Raw genomic sequence first — 14,921 nt, 5'->3', positions numbered from 1 at the left:
TCTGTCGCGGCGAGGGGGCGGAGGGCGCTCCTCTTCCCCCTACGGGGGAAGACCGTCGCGAAGCGACCCGTAGGGGGCAAGTGCGATGCCGCCCTATATCCGAGACCACATCGTCGGCCGCTCCGGCGCCGGACCCGAGCGGTCCAGCGTCGCCGACCTCAGCGCGATCACGCCGCCTTCCAGGGCTCGCCAGACCTTCATCCGTCCACTGACGACGACCCGTTCGTCCCACGCGGAAACGCCGGCCTTCACCACGTCCAGGCCGATCTGCCGATAGACCCCGCGCGCCGCGCCGATCGCCCAGGCGCAGCGCAACGGCAGGTCGCGAAGGCCCCAGCGGGCCGAGGCGTAGTAGGGCTCGGCGGCGTCGACCAGTCTCTTCGCGAGGATCGCCACGGCGGGCCGGTGGGCCGGATCGGCGACGGCGTCCTGCGGCACGCCCAGCTCCGCCAGCCAGTCGCCGGGCACGTACACCCGATCGTTCCGCGCGTCCTCGACGATGTCGCGGGCGATGTTGGTCAGCTGGAAGGCCAGGCCCAGATCCTGGGCGCGGCGCAGGGTGGGCAGGGCGTCCGGCTTCACGCCCATGACCAGGGCCATCATCGTGCCCACGACGCCCGCCACGCCCCAGCAGTACTCCAGCAACTCGTCGAGCGTCCTGTAGCGCCGACCGGCCACGTCCATGGCAAAGCCGTCGATCATGTCCAGGGCATAACGCTCGGGGATGCCCCGGCGCAGAGCCACGGTCTGGAAGGCGGCGAACACCGGGTCGGTCGGCGTCTGGCCCGCCATGGCCGCGCGGGTCTGGGCGTAGAGCGCCTCGAGCCGGGCCGGGGCGTCGGCCACCGGGCTCATGCCGTGACCCAGGGTCTGGCCGTCGATCACGTCGTCGCAGTGGCGGCACCAGGCGTACAGCATCTCGGCGTCGGCCCGGGTCTGGGCGTCGAACAGGGCGGCGGCGGCGGCGAAGCTCTTGCTGCCCTTCTGGATCGCCTCGCGGCTCTGCGCCTCCAGGTCGCTCATGCGTCCGCCGGAACGTAGTCGTCGATCATCAGCCCGGCCGTCGCCTTGGCCGAGCCGACCACGCCCGGAATGCCCGCGCCCGGGTGCGTCCCGGCCCCGACGAAATAGAGGTTGGGGATCACGTCGTCGCGGTTGTGGGTGCGGAAGAAGGCGCTCTGGGTCAGGATCGGCTCCAGCGAGAAGGCCGCGCCCTTCCAGGCGTTGAGGTCGCTCACGAAGTCGTCCGGCGTGATGAAGCGGCAGGTGACCATGTCGGCCGTCAGGCCCGGGATGTAGTGCTTTTCCAGGTAGGCCAGGATCTTGTCGCGGTACTTGGGCCCCTCGACCGACCAGTCGATGTTGGCCGTCTTCAGGTTGGGCACCGGCGACAGGGCGTAGAAGGCCGAGCAGCCCTCCGGCGCCATGGCCGGGTCGCTGGCGGTGGGGTGGTGCAGGTACAGCGAGAAGTCGTCGGCCAGGCCGTCCTTGCCGTAGATTTCGCCGATCAGCTCGCGATAGCGGTTGCCGAAGCAGATGGTGTGGTGGCGGATCTCGGGGTGCGTCGTCTTCAGCCCGAAATAGACCACGAACAGCGACGGGCTCCAGCGCTTGGCCTCCAGCGCCTTGCCGACCTTCTTGCCCCTGGGATCGTCCGCCAGCAGGTGGCGATAGGTGTGCATGACGTCGGCGTTGGAGGCGACCGTGTCGAAGGCCTCGAACTGGCCGTCGGCGCGGACGACGCCGGTGACGCGACCGGCCTTGGTGGTGATCTTCTGGATCGGCGCGGCCAGATGCAGCGTGCCGCCCAGGTCCTCGAACAGCTTCACCAGCGCCCGGATCAGGGCGTGGGTGCCGCCGCGCGGGAACCAGACGCCGCCGCGCCGCTCCAGGGCGTGGATCAGGGCGTAGATCGACGAGGTGGCGAACGGGCTGCCGCCGACCAGCAGGCTGTGGAACGACAGCGCCTGGCGCACGTGCTCGTCCTTCACGAAGCCGGCGACCTTGTCATAGACGCTGCGCCAGGCCTGCAGCTTCATCAGGGCCGGGGCGCTGGCGATCATGCTGCCGAAGTCGAGGAACGGCACCGCGCCCAGCTCGACATAGCCCTTCTGGTACAGCTCCTCGGAATAGGCGTGGAAGCGGCGATAGCCCTCGACGTCGGCCGGATTGCGGGCGGCGATCTGGGCGTCGAGCTTCTCCTGGTCGTTGGCGTAGTCGAAGACGTCGCCGTCCTCCCAGACCAGGCGGTAGAACGGATCGACCGGCAGCAGCTCGACATAGTCCTCGATCTTGCGGCCCGAGAGCGCGAACAGCGCCTTCAGGCAGTCCGGATCGGTGATCACCGTCGGCCCAGCGTCGAAGGTGAAGCCCTCGTCGTGCCAGACATAGGCCCGGCCGCCGGGCTTCTCGCGCCCCTCGAAGACGGTGACGTCGAAGCCCGAGGACTGCAGGCGGACGGCCAGGGCCAGTCCGCCAAATCCCGCGCCGATCACGGCGGCCTTGGGCTTGGTCAGCGGCTTCGAAGTCGTCATGCGTCTTGTCCTCCAAACACCGAGCTTTCGCCGATGCACTTGATGGCCGCCGGGATCGGCACGGGCGGCTTGCCGATCAGGATCCGGGCCTTGTCCCACTTGGTCAGGCGCGCGGCGTAGAAGCGTTGGATCAGGCCCGGCGACAAGCGGTAGAATCGCTCCAGCACCTTGTAGCGATCCCCGGGCGCGCAGGCGCGGAACAGCATGCGGTTCAGCAGCCGCAGGAAGCGCCGCTTCCGCCACACGGTCTTGGACTGGGCCTCGACGCAGGCGCGGACGCTGGCGCTGGTGATGCGGGGCAGGGCGGCCACCGCCTCGGCCAGGCGCGCGGCGTCGGGCAGGGAGTAGCCGGTGGTCGGCTGGAACAGAGCCGCGCGCAGGCCCACCTCGGCGATGTGCGGCCGCGCCTCGCGCCAGTAGGCGTCGATGTCGCCGCCCAGGGCGATGGGCAGGACGCCTTCCTCCTCGCGCTCGACCTTGGCGATGGTCCAGCCCTGGGCCTTGGCGTAGGCGGCGATCGCGCCGCGCAGGGCGGGGCGGTCCAGGGCCGGGCCGTCGCTGTAGCGGGTGTCCTCGATCAGCAGCCGCGTGGCGTCCAGCGGCAGGACGTAGACGAAGCGGTAGCCGTCCTCCTGCGAGACCGTGGCGTCCATGATGATCGGTCGGGTCAGGCCGTGGGGGGCGGTCAGGCGCACGCCCTGGCCGACGAACTTCTGGTAGCCGAGGGCCAGGCTGCGGCTCTTGCGGGCGCCGCGACCGTCGATCACCGCCCCCGCCGCGATGGTCCGGCCGTCGGCCAGGGTCACCTGGTGCGGATTGACGTCGGACACCGTGGCGCCCAGCCAGGCGTCCGGGCCGAGGATGGCGCTCAGCAGCTTGTGCAGGCGCTCGGAGGTGATGGCCAGGTAGTCGGTCGACAGCTGGCGGCTGTGTCCCGGAAAGCGGACCTCGTAGCCCGACCAGCGATGGACGATCAGCGGTCGCAGCCAGCCGGCCTCGACCGCGTCGACGTCGGTGGCGAAGTGGCACCAGGTGTGTTCGCCGCCGATGGTCGGGCCTTGCTCCAGCAGGATCACGCGCAGGCGGGGCCGCAGGCTCTTCAGCCGCAGGGCGATCAGGCCGTTGGCCAGGCCGCCGCCCACCAGGACGACGTCGGCGCGCTGGGTCGGGGACGCGGATGCCATTGCTTCGGCTCTAGCATGATTGGGCGACGCTCAAGCGACTTCCTGCGCGTCGCGGCGGATATTGCGCGGCGCGAGGGTAGGCGGTAGGCACGCGCAAACAGGAGACGGCGATGTCGCAAGCCAGAATCATCGACGGCAAGGCCTTCGCGGCCCAGCTTCGCGAACAGGTCGCCGCCGAGGTCGCCGTCCTGAAGGCCGAGCACGGCCTGACGCCGGGCCTGGCCGTGGTGCTGGTCGGCGAGGACCCCGCCAGCCAGGTCTATGTGCGCAGCAAGGGCGAGCAGACCACCGCCGCCGGCATGCATTCCGAGACCCACCGCCTGCCGGCGGAGACGTCTCAGTCCGAGCTGCTGTCGCTGGTCGAGCGCCTGAACGACGATCCGGCCATCCACGGCATCCTGGTGCAGTTCCCGGTGCCCGACCACATGAGCCAGGCGGCCATCGTCGCGGCGATCTCGCCCGACAAGGACGTCGACGGCCTGACCGTGACCAACGCCGGGCGCCTGGCCAGCGGCCTGCCGGCCCTGACCTCGTGCACGCCCGCCGGCTGCATGGTGCTGCTGAAGGACGTGGTCGGCGACCTGTCCGGCAAGCGGGCGGTGGTGATCGGCCGTTCCAACCTGATGGGCAAGCCGATGGCCCAGCTGCTGCTGGCCGCCGACTGCACGGTGACCATCGCCCACTCGCGCTCCAAGGACCTGCCGGGCATCTGCCGCGAGGCCGACATCCTGGTGGCGGCCGTCGGGCGGCCGGAGATGGTCAAGGGCGACTGGATCAAGCCGGGCGCAACGGTCATCGACGTCGGCATCACCCGCTTTCCGTCGCGCGACCCGGTCGCCGCGGCGGCCGGCAAGACCCGGCTGGTCGGCGACGTGGCGTTCGACGAGGCCAAGGACGTCGCCGGCGCCATCACCCCGGTGCCGGGCGGCGTGGGCCCGATGACGATCGCCATGCTGCTGGCCAACACCGTCAGCGCCGCCAAGCGCCTGAACGGGATCGCTGAATAGTGCGGTTCGCGGTCGCCTTGGCCCTGACGCTGGGCCTGGCGGCCTGTTCCAAGCCCGTCCCGCCCGCCCCGACGGCCGAGCAGGCCCTGGCGCTGGCTCCGGCCGATGTCCGTCTGGCAGCGCTGTACGGCGAGTCCTGCAAGGCCTGCCACGCTGTCCCCGGCACGGGCGCGCCGCTGGTCCACGACCGCAAGGCCTGGGGTCCGCGCTGGAAGCAGGGCGAGGCGGTGCTGCTCGACCACGCCGTCCAGGGCTTCGGGGCCATGCCGGCCGGCGGGCAATGCGCCGCTTGCACCCCGAACGATTTCAACGCTCTGATACGCTTCATGGCGGGGCGCGAAGATCCCGCGACATAGGCCGGGGGCGGAACGGATGACGGTATCGAGACGAGGCGCGCTCCTCGTGGGCGCCGGATTGGGCGCGGCGGCGGTCGGCGGCGGCCATGCGGTCGCCACGCACGACAAGCCCGAACCGCCGTCCCCGCCGACCACCGACGCCAAGGGCCATCTGCTGTGGCGCAACTGGTCGGGCGTGCAGCACGCCTATCCCGCCGCTCGGCTCGCCCCCAAGACCGAGGACGAGGTCGCCCAGGTCCTGAAGACGGCCGTGGCTCCGATCCGTCCGGTGGGCGCCGGCCACTCGTTCACCGCACTGGTCCCGACCGCCGGGACGCTGGTGTCGCTGGACTCGCTGTCGGGGATCATCGCCTGGGAGGGCGACGAGGCGATCGTCGCGGCGGGCACGCGGCTGGGCGCGCTGGGCCCGGCCCTGGCGGCCAAGGGCCGGGCCATGGCCAATCTGCCCGACATCAACAAGCAGGCCCTGGCCGGCGCCCTGGCCACCGGCACCCACGGCACGGGCGCGACGATCAAGGCCCTGCACGGCGACGTCACGGCCCTGCGCCTGATCACGCCCAAGGGCGAGGTCATCGACTGCGGCGAGCGCCGCAACGCCGACGTCTTCCAGGCCGCCAAGGTCTCGCTGGGCGCGCTGGGCGTGATCACCCAGGTCCGGCTGAAGACCACGGCTAACCGCCGGCTGGAACGCAACGTCTGGCTGGAGCCGTTCGAGGACGCCCTGGCCAAGGCCGAGGAACGCTGGGCCAGGCACCGCAATTTCGAGTTCTACGCCGTGCCGTTCACCGGCCTGGCCGCCTGCATCAGCCACGACGAGACCGACGCGCCGGCCATCCCGCGCGGTCCCGACCAGGACACCGTCTTCCTCGACGCCCTGAAGGGTCTGCGCAATCTGCTGGGCTTTTCGGCCCCGCTGCGCAAGGCCGCCGCCAAGGCCTTGCTAGGCGGGACCAAGCCCGAGAAGGCGATCGACGAAGGTTGGAAGCTGCTGTCCACCGAACGCCCGGTGCGCTTCAACGAGATGGAGTTCCACCTGCCGGCCAACGTGCAGATGAAGGCCCTGGCCGAGGTCGTGGCGACCATCGAGAAGGCGCGTCCCGACGTGTTCTTCCCGATCGAATGCCGCCGCATCGCCCCCGACGACGCCTGGCTGTCGCCGTTTCAGGGCGAGCCCAGGGGCTCCATCGCGGTGCACGCCCACTACAAGGACGAGTTCGCCTTCCTCTACACCCTGATCGAGCCGATCTTCCGCCGCTACGACGGCCGGCCGCACTGGGGCAAGCTGCACAGCGTGACGGGCGACCAGCTGGCCGGGCTCTATCCGCGCTGGAACGACTTCCTGAAGGTGCGGGCGACGCTGGATCCCGACGGCCGGATGCTCAACCCGTATCTGAAGGGCCTGTTCGGGATCTGAGCGTCAGGCCGTCCGGGCCAGCACCACATGGCCGCCGCGTTCGGGGATCGGCCGCCCGGTGTTCGGCCAGTAGCGGGCGGCCAGGGCCGGCGGGCCCAGGTCCTCGATCTGCGCGAAGCCCAGCTCGGTCAGCAACGCATGCAGGTCGGGCGGCTCGAAATAGCTCAGCCACGGCTCGCCGATCGCCGCGACGCGTTCGGCGCGGGCCCGATGCGCCGCGCGGGCCTCGTCCGACAGGGCGGCGGGGGGATCGGCGTAGTCGAACGCCACTTCGCCGCCGCCGGGCAGGCCGCCGATGGTCTGCAGGGTGGCGCGTACGGCCTCGGCCGTCAGATAGGGGACCACGCCCAGCCACAGGAAGAAGGTCCGTCGCGCGGGGTCGAAACCGGCCGCCGCCAGTCCGTCCAGCAGGGCCTGGCGCTCGAAGTCGACGGGGGCGTAGACGAGGTCGCCCGGCGCGGCGATCCCGGCCTCGTCCAGGCGACGGCGCTTCCAGGCCTGGGTGGCCGGATGGTCGACCTCGAACACCTTCAGGCGGTCGGCCAGCGGATTGCGGTAGGCGAAGGTGTCCAGGCCCGCGCCCAGCACGACCAGTTGCGAGACGGCGCGCTGCTCGACGGCGGCGGCCAGGGCGCTCTCGGCCAGGTGGGCGCGGGCGGCGATGAACACCCGCATGCCGCACCGCTCGGGATGGTCCAGGGCGTCGCGCGCCACGGTCTCGGCGTCCTCACCCAGGATGCGCAGGGCCAGGGGATCGCTGAAGATCAGCCCACGCTCCAGCACCTGATGGGCGGCGCGATGCGTCGCCGCCATCCAGGCCGTGCGGCTGGGTTCCTGTTCGAGCATGCGCGATCTCCCTGCGACTTTCCGTCTGGCAGATAGGGCGGGAGCCGGACGTGCAAAAGGCCCCGACGCGAACCGGGGCCTTTGAGGTTTTTCAGCTTGGAGGGGCTGATCAGCCGGCCAGATACTCGGCCACGCGGCCTTCCAGTTCGGCGGCCAGAACCTTGCCGACCGGGTGGGTGTCGACCTTGATGTCGTCGCGCACGCAGGCCTTGATCGCGTCGATGTGGGCGTCGACCAGGAACATCGGCGCCGACAGGCGCGTGGCCGGCTCGTCGATCAGCCGGCACAACGAAGCGGCCAGGCGGGTGATCAGCGGGAATTCGTAGGTGGCGCCCAGGCCCTTCAGGTCGTGGGCGCGCAGATAGAGGGTCTCGACCGTCTCGGCGGTCAGGCCCTGGGCGCGGACGTCCTGGCGGGCGGCCTCGAGCTTGACGATCTCGTCGTTGAGCCATTGGGCGAAGTTGCCCGACAGGCTTTTCAGCGCGGCTTCGGCCTTGGCGATGGCCGCCATGTCGATCCCGCCACGACCGCCTACCTTGAGCTTGAGCATGTTCGGCACCTGAATCACTTCCGCGGCGGACTTGTTGGTCACGGACGCTTCCCCCTAGGCATTGGTCTGGAATGTAGGATCAAGGCGTTAACATTAGATGAGACGCCCGTTTCTACCCTGACCAATGGGCAAGGATCGCCCTGACCAATAAGTCCAACGTTGTCAGGCCGAGAACTGCTCTGTCAGAACCCGCTCCTCGAGGCTTCGACCTGCGTCGAAGAGCATGGAGAGGCTGGCGCTGCTGTCCTCGGCGATATGGACTTCGACGACGTCGCGAACCTCGAAGTTGTCGGCCACGGCGCTTACGGGCCTCTTATCGCATTCCAGGATCTCGAACGTCACCCTGGCCGTCTGCGGCAAAAGCGCGCCACGCCAGCGCCGGGGACGGAAGGCGCTGATTGGGGTGAGGGCCAGCACCTGGGCGCCGATCGGGATGATCGGACCGTGGGCGGACAGGTTGTAGGCGGTGGATCCGGCCGGGGTGGCCAGCAAGGCGCCGTCGCAGACCAGCTCGCCCATCCGCACCTTGCCGTCGATGCTGATGCGCAGCTTGGCGGTCTGGCGGGTCTGGCGCAGCAGCGACACCTCGTTGATGGCCAAGGCCCGGTGCTGCTTGCGGTTGGCGTCGATGGCGACCATGGCCAGCGGGTGGATCACGGCCCGCTCGGCGGCGTTGATCCGGGCCAGCAGGTCGTCCTCGCTGTACTCGTTCATCAGGAAGCCGACCGAGCCGCGGTTCATCCCGTAGATCGGCGTCTGGCGCTGTAGGGTGTCGTGCAGGGTCTCCAGCATGAAGCCGTCGCCGCCGAGGGCGACGATCACCTGGGCGTTCTCGTCGCCGACGTCGCCGTAGCGGGCGATGAGCCGTTCCCTGGCCTCGATCGCCTCGGGGCGGTCACTGGCCTTGAAGGTCAGACGGGTCACGAAGGGCAGGGGCTGGAACATGCGGCCAAGTGGCTGGATCGGTGTCGGGTTGTCAAACCGATGTGGCGCTCGACGCCCGGTCGCGCGGCGTCAGGCGTTGGTCGTGTCGTCCAGGTCGCCGGCAAGATCGGGTCGGGTGTGCGGGGTATAACCCTGACAAATGGACGGCCACGGACGATCGTCGACATGGCCGCGAAGAACAGGCCGGAGCCTAGGCCGCGCTGACGGCCTGGCGGAAGGCCATGGCCGCGATGTCGGGCGCGAACGGGCCGAAGGCGCCGCTGGCCTTGCGGGCCGCTTCGGCGCCGCCGCCGGGGCGGCCGCCGTTCAGCTCGCGCACGTGGGCCAGGATGGTCGGGAAGACGCTGCGGTCGATGCCGACGGCCGAGCAGGCCAGGGCCAGCAGTTCGGGACGGTTGCTGTCGACCGCCCGCCGCACCTGGCGGATGTCGAAGCCGCCCAGGCGCGCCAAGGCGAACAGGAACAGCGGCAGGCGGCGCTCGCGCAGCACCCGCAGCAGGTAGCCGGGGCGCAGTTGGCCGGCGGCGTCCAGCTTCTCGACCAGGGCCGCTTCCATCTCCTCGCGGTCCTCGGACTGTTCGATGGTGGGCTTGTCGACGATCGCGGCGCCGGCGTGGGCGGCGCGCAGCGAGGCGTCGACGGCCTTGGCCATCTTGTCCGGGTCGAGCTGGAAGCGGCCGGTCAGCGAATCGCGCAGGGCGCGGCCCACCCACAGGTACAGCTGCTCGGCCAGGTCGCTGGACAGGTTGGGATGCCGGGCCAGGGGCGAGCGCAGGGCGACCACGTCACGGGCCTTGTCGACCAGCCGGCGCAGGCCCTCGGGCGAGATCTGGGCGGTGGGGTTGGACGCCAGGGCGGTCAGCACCGCCGACTCGTCCTTGGCCAGGATGGCGTCGACCACGACGGGCGACAGCTGCGGCCGGCGGGCGATCTCGATCTGGTGTTCCAGCGTGGCCTGGACCAGCAGGCGGATCAGGTCGTGGTCCTGCAGGATCGGGCTGCGGGCGATGATCGGGCGGGCGATCTCGATCTCGTCGAGGGCCAGGATGTTGACCAGGGCGGGCGGCGCCCAGGCGGCGTCGGCCAGGCTCTGGGCCAGGCGGGCGCGGATGTCGCGCTCGGCCTCGACCACCAGGGTCATGAAGATCGAGTCGAGCAGGATCTGGACTTCGGGCGCGGTCTGGCCGCCGGCGGCCTGACTGGCGTCGCACATCTCGACGATGCCGTTGAGCAGGCGTTCGCGATCGGCCGGCTCGCGGCTGCGGGCCAGGGACAACAGCTGCGCGGTCTGGGCGGCCTGGTTCACCAGGTCTCCTCGAAATCCAAGCTTAACCAAGACGGACCTTGGCTGCGTCAGATGAAAACATGCTTAAACAGGACAAGCCACGGAACGATGAGACAAGCGGCGCGATGTCGCAGGAAACGATCGTCATAAAAGTCGCCAGGGAGACGCAAGACGCATGGGCCAACCTCTGATCCTCGCGCTCGATCAGGGCACCACCAGCACCCGGGCGATCCTGTTCCAGGCCGACGGCAAGCCGGTGGGCGACGCCAGCCGGCCGCTGCGCCAGAGCTATCCCCGCGACGGCTGGGTCGAGCACGACGCCGAGGAGATCTACGCCGCCTGCGTGGGCGTGCTGCGCGACACGGTCGAGAAATGCGATCGCGACAGCGCCGACATCGTCGCCCTGGGCATCACCAACCAGCGCGAGACGGTGGTGGTCTGGGACAAGGCCACCGGCCGGCCGATCCATCCGGCCATCGTCTGGCAGGACCGCCGCACGGCCGACGTCTGCGACCGACTGCGCGACGCGGGCCACGAGCCGGCCGTCACCGCCGCCACCGGCCTGCTGCTGGATCCCTATTTCTCGGGCACCAAGATCGCCTGGATCCTGGACAAGGTGCCCGGCGCGCGGCGGCGGGCCGAGGCGGGCGAGCTGCTGTGCGGCACGATCGACAGCTGGGTCATCTGGCGGCTGACGGGGAAGGGCGCCCACGTCACCGACGCCACCAACGCCTCGCGCACCCTGCTGTTCGACATCCAGACCCAGGACTGGTCGGACGAGATGCTGGCCCTGTTCGACGTGCCGCGCGCCCTGCTGCCGACGGTGCTGGACTGCGCGGCCGATTACGGCCAGGTGACGCCGGACATCCTGGGCCGCCCGCTGCCGATCCGCGGCGTGGCCGGCGACCAGCAGGCGGCGCTGATGGGGCAGGGCTGCATCCATCCCGGCGAGATGAAGGTCACCTACGGCACCGGCGGCTTCATGCTGGTCAATACCGGCGAGGATCGTCCGCGGTCGGCCTCGCGCCTGCTGACCACGGTGGCGGCGCGGGTGGGCGGCCGGACGACCTACGCCCTGGAGGGCTCGATCTTCGTGGCCGGGGCCGCGATCCAGTGGCTGAACGAGGGGATGGGCGTGACCGGCGGGCCTCGCGGGGCCGAGGCCCTGGCCCGCTCGGCGCGCGACGGCCACGGCGTGGTCGTGGTGCCGGCGTTCACCGGCCTGGGCGCGCCCTGGTGGGACGCCGAGGCGCGCGGCGGGATCTTCGGCCTGACCCGCGACGCCGGCCTGGCCGAGATCGCCCAGGCCACTTTCGACTCCTGCGTCTTCCAGGGGCGCGACCTGATCGAGGCCATGCGGGCCGACGCCCCCTCGGCTTTCGAGGACGCCGCTCTGCGCATCGACGGAGGCATGGCCAAGAGCGCCTGGTTCAGCCAGCGCCTGGCCGACCTGACCGGCATCCCCGTGCACCGCGCCAGCTACCAGGAGACCACGGCTCTGGGCGCGGCTCTGTTCGCCGGGGTCGGGGCGGGGGTCTATGCCTCGGTCGAGGAAGCGGTGAAGTCGCGGCCGGAGGCGGAGATGCTGACGCCGACGGTGAGCGTCATCGTGCGCGAAGAGGCCTATGCGCGGTGGCTGGATGCGTTGCCAAGGGTTCGCTCTTAAGAAAACCCTCTCCCATAGGGAGAGGGAGGGGCCCGCCGCGTAGCGGTGGGAGGGTGAGGGGTTACACTCTCGCCTTTTTCACCCCAACGCCCTGCCGGCACGCCGTTTGACGTTTTACACCCTCACCCTCCCAAGCTTCGCTTGGGTCCCTCCCTCTCCCCACGGGAGAGGGTTTCGAGAACAGCCCATGACCTACAAAACCGTCGGACAAGTCCACCGCCATTCGCCCGCCCTCGACGCCGTCGTGGCGCGTGACGCCCAGATCCACCAGTTGGCCGAGGGCTTCGTCTGGGCCGAGGGGCCGGTGTGGGTGCGCGACGGCGGCTACCTGGTGTTCTCGGACGTGCCGGGCAACGTCATGTACCGCTGGAGTGAGGCGGACGGGGTCAGCGAGTTCATGAACCCGTCTGGCTATGCCGGCCCGCCCACCGACGCCTTCGCCGAGCCGGGCCAGAACGGGATGGCGCTGGACGCCGCCGGCGGCCTGCTGGCCTGCGACCACGGCAACCGGGCCCTGGCCAGGATCGACCTGAAGACGCGGAAGAAGACGTTCCTGCTGGAGCGCTGGCAGGGCAAGCGGTTCAACAGCCCCAACGACCTGGCGGTGTCGAAGACCGGCGCGATCTATTTCACGGACCCGACCTACGGCCTGAAAGGCCGCAACGGCTCGCCGCTGCGCGAACTGGACTTCAACGGCGTCTATCGCCTGGCGCCCAACGGGACGCTGGACCTGCTGGACGCCGACCTGACCTTTCCGAACGGGATCGCCCTGTCGCCCGACCAGCGTCGGCTCTACGTCTCGGTCTCGGACCCTGACGGTCCCAAGCTGGTGGTCTACGACCTGGGTCCGGACGGCCTGCCGACGTCAAAGGCGCTGTTCTTCGACGCCATGGCGTTACGCCAGGCGGGCGGCCAGGGCCTGCCGGACGGCATGTGCCTGGACACCGAGGGGCGGCTCTACGCCACCGGTCCGGGCGGGGTGCTGGTGCTGACGCCCGACGCCGAACTGCTCGGCGTGATCGAGACCGGCACGGCCATCGCCAACTGCGCGTTCGGCGAGGACGGGACCAGCCTGTTCCTGGCCTCGAACCACACCCTGGCGCGGGTGCGGCTGAAGACGACGGGGTTGGTGTGGTGATGCCTTGCGTCCTTCGAGGCTCGCCTATGGCTCGCACCTCAGGATGAGGAATTCAGAGCAACAAAGCTCTTTATCCTGAGGCGCCCGCGCAGCGGGCCTCGAAGGACGCACAGCGCTAGGGATTGGCGTCCAGATACGCCTTAACCCGCGCGAACAATTCTTCGAACATCGGCGTCGTCAGCCGCCCGGTGTTCGTGTTCAGCCGCGAGCAGTGATAGCTGTTGAACACCCGATAGGGCCCGGCCTGGAACTCCGTGCCGTGGCCAGGCAGGCCCGCCGAGGCCTTCAGGCCCAGGGCCTTCAGCAGGTTGCGGCGCGAGACGTCGCCCAGGGTGACGATGGCCTTGAGGTTGGGGAACATCTCCAGCCGCGCGGTCAGGAACGGCCGGCAGTTGTTCTCTTCCGAGGTCTCGGGCTTGTTGCCGGGCGGGGCGCAGCGCACGGCGTTGGTCACCGCGGCGCCGATCAGCTTCAAGGAGTCGTCAGGCCGGGCCTCGAACTTGCCGGTCGCGAAGCCGTACTTGATCAGGGTGTCGTAGAGCAGGGTCCCGGCAAAGTCGCCGGTGAACGGCCGGCCGGTGCGGTTGGCGCCCTTGCGGCCCGGGGCCAGGCCCACGACCAGCAGGCGGGCCTGGTGATCGCCGAACGACGGGGCGGGGCCGTTGAACCAGTCCGGATAGAGCTCCTGGTTCTCGCGGCGATACGCCACCAGGCGCGGGCACAGCGGGCAGTCGCGCGGCGGCTCGGCGGGCGAGGGCACGACCTCGCCGGGGATGTTGGAATGCTGGCCCATGACTAGTCCTCGTCGTCCTCGTCGCGGGTCTCATCCGGGGCCGCGCCGCGCACCGGATCGGTGACGAAGCGGGGCAGGGGATTGCCGCGTTGCGGGCGGCCGATGATGTTGCCCAGGTCGGCCAGGTCCACGAAGTTGTCGGCCTGGCGGCGCAGGTCGTCGCTGGTCATCGGAGGCTGGCTCTTCATCGTGGAGACCACGGTGACCCGGCGGCCCTTGCGCTGCACGGCCTCGACCAGGGCGCGGAAGTCGCCGTCGCCCGAGAACAGCACCAGGTGGTCGACCGTGGCGGCCATCTCCAGCATGTCGACGGCGATCTCGATGTCCATGTCGCCGCGCCAGCGCTTGCGGCCCTGGCTGTCGGTGAACTCGCGCGCCGGCTTGGTCACCAGGGTGAAGCCGTTGTAGTCGAGCCAGTCGACCAGCGGCCGGATCGGGGAATACTCCTCGTTCTCGGCGATGGCGGTGTAGTAATAGGCGCGCACCAGCACGCCGCGCTTGCGGAACTCGTCCAGCAGCTTGCGATAGTCGATGTCGAAGCCCAGGGCCTTGGCCGCGGAAAAGAAATTGGCCCCGTCGATGAACAGCGCCAGGCGCTCGGTCGGGTAGAAGGTCACGTGATCGGAAATCCTTGAAAAATCAGCACGATCAAAATTGGCTGGATCAGGCGGTGGTGGTCGCCTTGGGCTGCAGCCTGCCGGGATCATACCCGAGTCGCGAGGCGTTGCTGGACGCGGCGATCGAGGCTCTGGCGTCGGAAGGTCTGGCGGTGACGGAGCGCTCCTCCTGGTGGACCTCGGCCGCCTGGCCCGACCCTGCCGCGCCAGCCTATCTCAACGGCGTCGCGCTGGTCGAGACGGAGCTGTCGGCGGACGAGACCCTGACCGCCCTGCATCGCATCGAGGCCCGCTTCGGCCGTGTCCGGGCCGAGGCCAACGCGCCGCGCACCCTGGACCTGGACCTGATCGCCCACGGCCGCGCCGTGCTGGACGGCGCGGTGGTCGTGCCCCATCCCCGGGCCCACGAGCGGCTGTTCGTGATGGGACCGCTGGCGCAGATCGCGCCGGATTGGCGTCATCCGGTGAGCGGACGGACGGCGCGGGACCTGGCGGCGAGCGCGAGCGTGGGAACGGACGCGACGCCGCTCTCCCACATTGCCAAACTTTAATTCGTCGCCTGGCCAAGCCGGTTCGATAGTCCGCG

The 14,921-nt window shown here is 70.0% G+C and carries 15 protein-coding genes; 6 read left to right on the top strand and 9 right to left on the bottom strand.

The features are described from left to right. Positions 1 to 93 precede the first annotated feature (93 nt). Genes AC1DMQ_RS20935 through crtY form a run of 3 tightly spaced genes read right to left on the bottom strand, consistent with a single transcriptional unit; the run spans position 94 to position 3,718 of the window. Positions 94 to 1,023, bottom strand: coding sequence for a phytoene/squalene synthase family protein (locus AC1DMQ_RS20935; RefSeq protein WP_477035482.1), 930 nt, complete (start codon positions 1,021 to 1,023; stop codon positions 94 to 96). Then, entirely contained in the window at positions 1,020 to 2,534 is a 1,515-nt protein-coding gene (locus AC1DMQ_RS20930; protein WP_477035481.1) for a phytoene desaturase, read from the bottom strand. The genes AC1DMQ_RS20935 and AC1DMQ_RS20930 overlap by 4 nt, the downstream gene beginning before the upstream one ends. Then, positions 2,531 to 3,718 carry a lycopene beta-cyclase CrtY gene (crtY, locus tag AC1DMQ_RS20925; protein WP_477035480.1) on the bottom strand — a complete coding sequence of 396 codons (1,188 nt, stop codon included), beginning with the start codon at positions 3,716 to 3,718 and terminating at the stop codon, positions 2,531 to 2,533. Before crtY ends, AC1DMQ_RS20930 begins: the two co-directional genes overlap by 4 nt. A 110-nt stretch (positions 3,719 to 3,828) precedes the next feature. Between crtY and folD the strand changes: the two genes are divergently transcribed. The 3 genes from folD to AC1DMQ_RS20910 are packed head-to-tail and all read left to right on the top strand — an operon-like array spanning position 3,829 to position 6,495. Further along, positions 3,829 to 4,725: a bifunctional methylenetetrahydrofolate dehydrogenase/methenyltetrahydrofolate cyclohydrolase FolD gene (folD, locus tag AC1DMQ_RS20920; protein ID WP_477035479.1), complete on the top strand. Its 897-nt coding sequence runs from the start codon at positions 3,829 to 3,831 to the stop codon at positions 4,723 to 4,725. Then, positions 4,722 to 5,081: a c-type cytochrome gene (locus AC1DMQ_RS20915; RefSeq protein WP_477035540.1), complete on the top strand. Its 360-nt coding sequence runs from the start codon at positions 4,722 to 4,724 to the stop codon at positions 5,079 to 5,081. The genes folD and AC1DMQ_RS20915 overlap by 4 nt, the downstream gene beginning before the upstream one ends. A 16-nt stretch (positions 5,082 to 5,097) precedes the next feature. Beyond that, positions 5,098 to 6,495 (top strand): D-arabinono-1,4-lactone oxidase, encoded by a 1,398-nt coding sequence (locus tag AC1DMQ_RS20910; protein WP_477035478.1) that lies wholly within the window; start codon positions 5,098 to 5,100, stop codon positions 6,493 to 6,495. Between the two features lie 3 nt (positions 6,496 to 6,498). On the opposite strand, the gene AC1DMQ_RS20905 is transcribed toward AC1DMQ_RS20910, so the two are convergent. From AC1DMQ_RS20905 to AC1DMQ_RS20890, 4 genes are all read right to left on the bottom strand, one after another. Next, complete coding sequence (locus AC1DMQ_RS20905) at positions 6,499 to 7,341, bottom strand: class I SAM-dependent methyltransferase (protein WP_477035477.1); 843 nt, start codon at positions 7,339 to 7,341, stop codon at positions 6,499 to 6,501. Between the two features lie 109 nt (positions 7,342 to 7,450). Then, positions 7,451 to 7,933 (bottom strand): Hpt domain-containing protein, encoded by a 483-nt coding sequence (locus tag AC1DMQ_RS20900; protein WP_477035476.1) that lies wholly within the window; start codon positions 7,931 to 7,933, stop codon positions 7,451 to 7,453. A gap of 120 nt (positions 7,934 to 8,053) precedes the next feature. Next, positions 8,054 to 8,836, bottom strand: coding sequence for an NAD kinase (locus tag AC1DMQ_RS20895; protein WP_477035475.1), 783 nt, complete (start codon positions 8,834 to 8,836; stop codon positions 8,054 to 8,056). A gap of 190 nt (positions 8,837 to 9,026) precedes the next feature. Beyond that, positions 9,027 to 10,112 (bottom strand): DUF2336 domain-containing protein, encoded by a 1,086-nt coding sequence (locus AC1DMQ_RS20890; protein WP_477035539.1) that lies wholly within the window; start codon positions 10,110 to 10,112, stop codon positions 9,027 to 9,029. A gap of 184 nt (positions 10,113 to 10,296) precedes the next feature. On the opposite strand from AC1DMQ_RS20890, the gene glpK reads away from it, so the two are divergent. Then, positions 10,297 to 11,787 carry a glycerol kinase GlpK gene (gene glpK / locus AC1DMQ_RS20885; RefSeq protein ID WP_477035474.1) on the top strand — a complete coding sequence of 497 codons (1,491 nt, stop codon included), beginning with the start codon at positions 10,297 to 10,299 and terminating at the stop codon, positions 11,785 to 11,787. Between the two features lie 187 nt (positions 11,788 to 11,974). Further along, positions 11,975 to 12,925 carry an SMP-30/gluconolactonase/LRE family protein gene (locus AC1DMQ_RS20880; protein ID WP_477035473.1) on the top strand — a complete coding sequence of 317 codons (951 nt, stop codon included), beginning with the start codon at positions 11,975 to 11,977 and terminating at the stop codon, positions 12,923 to 12,925. Between the two features lie 115 nt (positions 12,926 to 13,040). Here AC1DMQ_RS20880 and AC1DMQ_RS20875 read toward each other — a convergent pair whose 3' ends face one another. Together AC1DMQ_RS20875 and AC1DMQ_RS20870 are read right to left on the bottom strand one after the other, a co-directional pair. Continuing rightward, positions 13,041 to 13,718 (bottom strand): uracil-DNA glycosylase, encoded by a 678-nt coding sequence (locus AC1DMQ_RS20875; RefSeq protein WP_477035472.1) that lies wholly within the window; start codon positions 13,716 to 13,718, stop codon positions 13,041 to 13,043. Between the two features lie 2 nt (positions 13,719 to 13,720). Beyond that, complete coding sequence (locus AC1DMQ_RS20870) at positions 13,721 to 14,335, bottom strand: LabA-like NYN domain-containing protein (RefSeq protein WP_477035471.1); 615 nt, start codon at positions 14,333 to 14,335, stop codon at positions 13,721 to 13,723. Between the two features lie 14 nt (positions 14,336 to 14,349). Between AC1DMQ_RS20870 and folK the strand changes: the two genes are divergently transcribed. Further along, positions 14,350 to 14,886 (top strand): 2-amino-4-hydroxy-6-hydroxymethyldihydropteridine diphosphokinase, encoded by a 537-nt coding sequence (folK, locus tag AC1DMQ_RS20865; protein ID WP_477035470.1) that lies wholly within the window; start codon positions 14,350 to 14,352, stop codon positions 14,884 to 14,886. Positions 14,887 to 14,921 lie beyond the last annotated feature (35 nt).

The organism is Caulobacter sp. 05L422 (assembly GCF_056397765.1).
This window is presented reverse-complemented; position numbering and strand designations above follow the sequence as displayed.

Bases quoted from the DNA above. Each gene is read 5' to 3' on its own strand.
- AC1DMQ_RS20935 (WP_477035482.1), bottom strand. From the start codon at position 1,023: ATGAGCGACCTGGAGGCGCAGAGCCGCGAGGCGATCCAGAAGGGCAGC.
- AC1DMQ_RS20930 (WP_477035481.1), bottom strand. From the start codon at position 2,534: ATGACGACTTCGAAGCCGCTGACCAAGCCCAAGGCCGCCGTGATCGGC.
- crtY (WP_477035480.1), bottom strand. From the start codon at position 3,718: ATGGCATCCGCGTCCCCGACCCAGCGCGCCGACGTCGTCCTGGTGGGC.
- folD (WP_477035479.1), top strand. From the start codon at position 3,829: ATGTCGCAAGCCAGAATCATCGACGGCAAGGCCTTCGCGGCCCAGCTT.
- AC1DMQ_RS20910 (WP_477035478.1), top strand. From the start codon at position 5,098: ATGACGGTATCGAGACGAGGCGCGCTCCTCGTGGGCGCCGGATTGGGC.
- AC1DMQ_RS20905 (WP_477035477.1), bottom strand. From the start codon at position 7,341: ATGCTCGAACAGGAACCCAGCCGCACGGCCTGGATGGCGGCGACGCAT.
- AC1DMQ_RS20895 (WP_477035475.1), bottom strand. From the start codon at position 8,836: ATGTTCCAGCCCCTGCCCTTCGTGACCCGTCTGACCTTCAAGGCCAGT.
- glpK (WP_477035474.1), top strand. From the start codon at position 10,297: ATGGGCCAACCTCTGATCCTCGCGCTCGATCAGGGCACCACCAGCACC.
- AC1DMQ_RS20880 (WP_477035473.1), top strand. From the start codon at position 11,975: ATGACCTACAAAACCGTCGGACAAGTCCACCGCCATTCGCCCGCCCTC.
- AC1DMQ_RS20875 (WP_477035472.1), bottom strand. From the start codon at position 13,718: ATGGGCCAGCATTCCAACATCCCCGGCGAGGTCGTGCCCTCGCCCGCC.